Raw genomic sequence first — 2,078 nt, 5'->3', positions numbered from 1 at the left:
TGGCGGTGGGGGAGGACCTGCGTCATCCGGAGTACTGGGTCCGGCAGGTCCGTGAGGCCGTCCGGTATGCCGACGCCGTGACCACGATGCACGACTTGGGCGTCCGCACCTACCTCGAAATCGGCCCGGGCGGTGCGCTCGCCGCCCTCGCCGCCCAGTCCGTCGACGACCCGGACACCACCGTCGCCCTCGCCTCGGTGCGCCCCGGACTCGCCGAGCCGGAGTCCGTGGTGCTGGCCCTGGGCGAACTGCACAGCCGTGGCGTGAGCGTGGACTGGGAGGCGTTCTTCGCCGGGTCCGGGGCCCGCCGGGTGCCGCTGCCCGCGTACGCCTTCCAGCACCGGCGTTACTGGCTCGACCCGGTCCACTCCGCGGACAGCGCCCCCGGCCCTTCGGCGAACGCGTCTGCGGAGCGGGAACCCGACGCCCCGGAGATCGTCCGCCCCCTGGCCGAACGACTCGCCGGCCTCAGCGGGGCGCAGCAGGGGCCGTACGTGCTGGAGACCGTGACCGCCCTGGTCGCGGCCGTCCTCAAGCATCCGGACCCGTCGGGCATCGCGCCCGGCAAACCGTTCCAGGAGCTCGGGTTCGACTCGCTGACCGGAGTGGAGCTGCGCAACCGGCTCGCGAGGGCCACCGGCCTGAGCCTGCCCGCCACCGTCGTCTTCGACCATCCGAGCCCGGCCGCCCTGGCCGGACACGTGCTGGCCCTCGCCACCGCCGAGGCCGCGGAACCGGCTGCTCCGGCCGATCCGGCCGCTGCCGTCCGGACCGGACTGGCCCAGCTGGAAGCCGCGATCGGCGCACTGCCGCACGACGACGCCGTCCGGTCCGAGGCCGAGACCCGGCTGCACGGGCTGCTGGAACTGCTGCCCGGACCGGGGGAGGCGGCCACCGACGCGCCGGACGGCGCCGCCGTGCGCGACCTGATCGCGGCCGCGTCCACCGACGAGATCTTCGACTTCATCGACACCCAGCTCGGCCGCGTGGCGGACTGACGCGGCGCGGGGCCGCCCGACGTGGGTGGCCCCCCGTGTCCCGCCCCGGCACCCACGAGAGGCTGATTACGCATGTCCGCTGCCAAGCCGCCCGCCACGACCGACGACCAGAGGACGGACCCGCCCGCCCGGCCCGAGGAGAACAAGGGAGGGAAGAACGAGGCGAACCGGGAACAGAAGCTGGTCGACTACCTGAAGTGGGTGACCTCCGACCTGCAGAAGGCACGCGAGCGGATCACCGAACTGGAGTCGGCCGACGACGAGCCGATCGCCATCGTGGGCATGGCCTGCCGGTTCCCGGGCGGTGTCACCTCGCCCGGCGACCTGTGGCGCCTGGTCGCCGACGGCCGGGACGCGATCGGCCCGTTCCCCGCCGACCGCGGCTGGGACCTGGACGCCCTCTACAGCCCCGACGCCGACGAAGCCGGCACCTCCTACACCCGCGAAGCCGGGTTCCTGCACGGAGCCGCCCTCTTCGACGCCGACTTCTTCGGCATCTCGCCGCGCGAGGCGCTGGCCATGGACCCGCAGCAACGGGTGCTCCTGGAGACCGCCTGGGAGGCGCTGGAGGACGCGGGCATCGACCCCGCCTCCCTGCGGGGCTCCCGCACCGGCGTGTTCGCGGGTATCACCGAGCAGAGCTACCTCGGTCTCGAAGGCCCCGCGGAACTCGAGGGCTACCTGATGACCGGCAAGCTCAGCAGCGTCGCCTCCGGCCGGATCGCCTACACCCTCGGCTTCGAGGGCCCCGCGCTGTCCGTGGACACGGCCTGCTCGTCCTCCCTGGTCGCGCTGCACCTGGCCGTCGAGTCGGTGCGCCGCGGGGAGTCCGCACTCGCGCTGGCCGGCGGTGCCACGGTCACGGCGACGCCGGGAGGATTCGTCGACTTCAGCCGCCAGCGGGGGCTCGCCCCCGACGGCCGCATCAAGTCCTTCGCCGCGGCGGCCGACGGCACGTCCTGGTCGGAGGGGGCCGGTGTGCTCGTGGTGGAGCGGTTGTCGGATGCGCGGCGTCATGGTCATCGGGTGTTGGCGGTGGTGCGGGGCAGTGCGGTGAATCAGGACGGGGCGAGTAATGGT

At 73.6% G+C, this 2,078-nt stretch carries 2 protein-coding genes; both read left to right on the top strand.

Features of this window, described 5'->3' with window-relative positions; translation table 11 throughout:
* Positions 1-998 (top strand): phosphopantetheine-binding protein (locus tag ACFCZF_RS40810; RefSeq protein ID WP_376675982.1); only part of this gene is annotated, 998 nt, incomplete at its 5' end.
* Between the two features lie 72 nt (positions 999-1,070).
* Positions 1,071-2,078, top strand: a 1,008-nt coding sequence (locus ACFCZF_RS40805) for a beta-ketoacyl synthase N-terminal-like domain-containing protein (protein ID WP_376675981.1), incomplete at its 3' end; no start/stop codon positions are given.

The sequence above is a fragment of the Streptomyces sp. NPDC056296 genome, assembly GCF_042268605.1.
GTDB lineage: Bacteria > Actinomycetota > Actinomycetes > Streptomycetales > Streptomycetaceae > Streptomyces.
The sequence above is the reverse complement of the archived record's forward strand: the minus strand, read 5'-3'. Positions and strand labels throughout refer to the sequence as shown.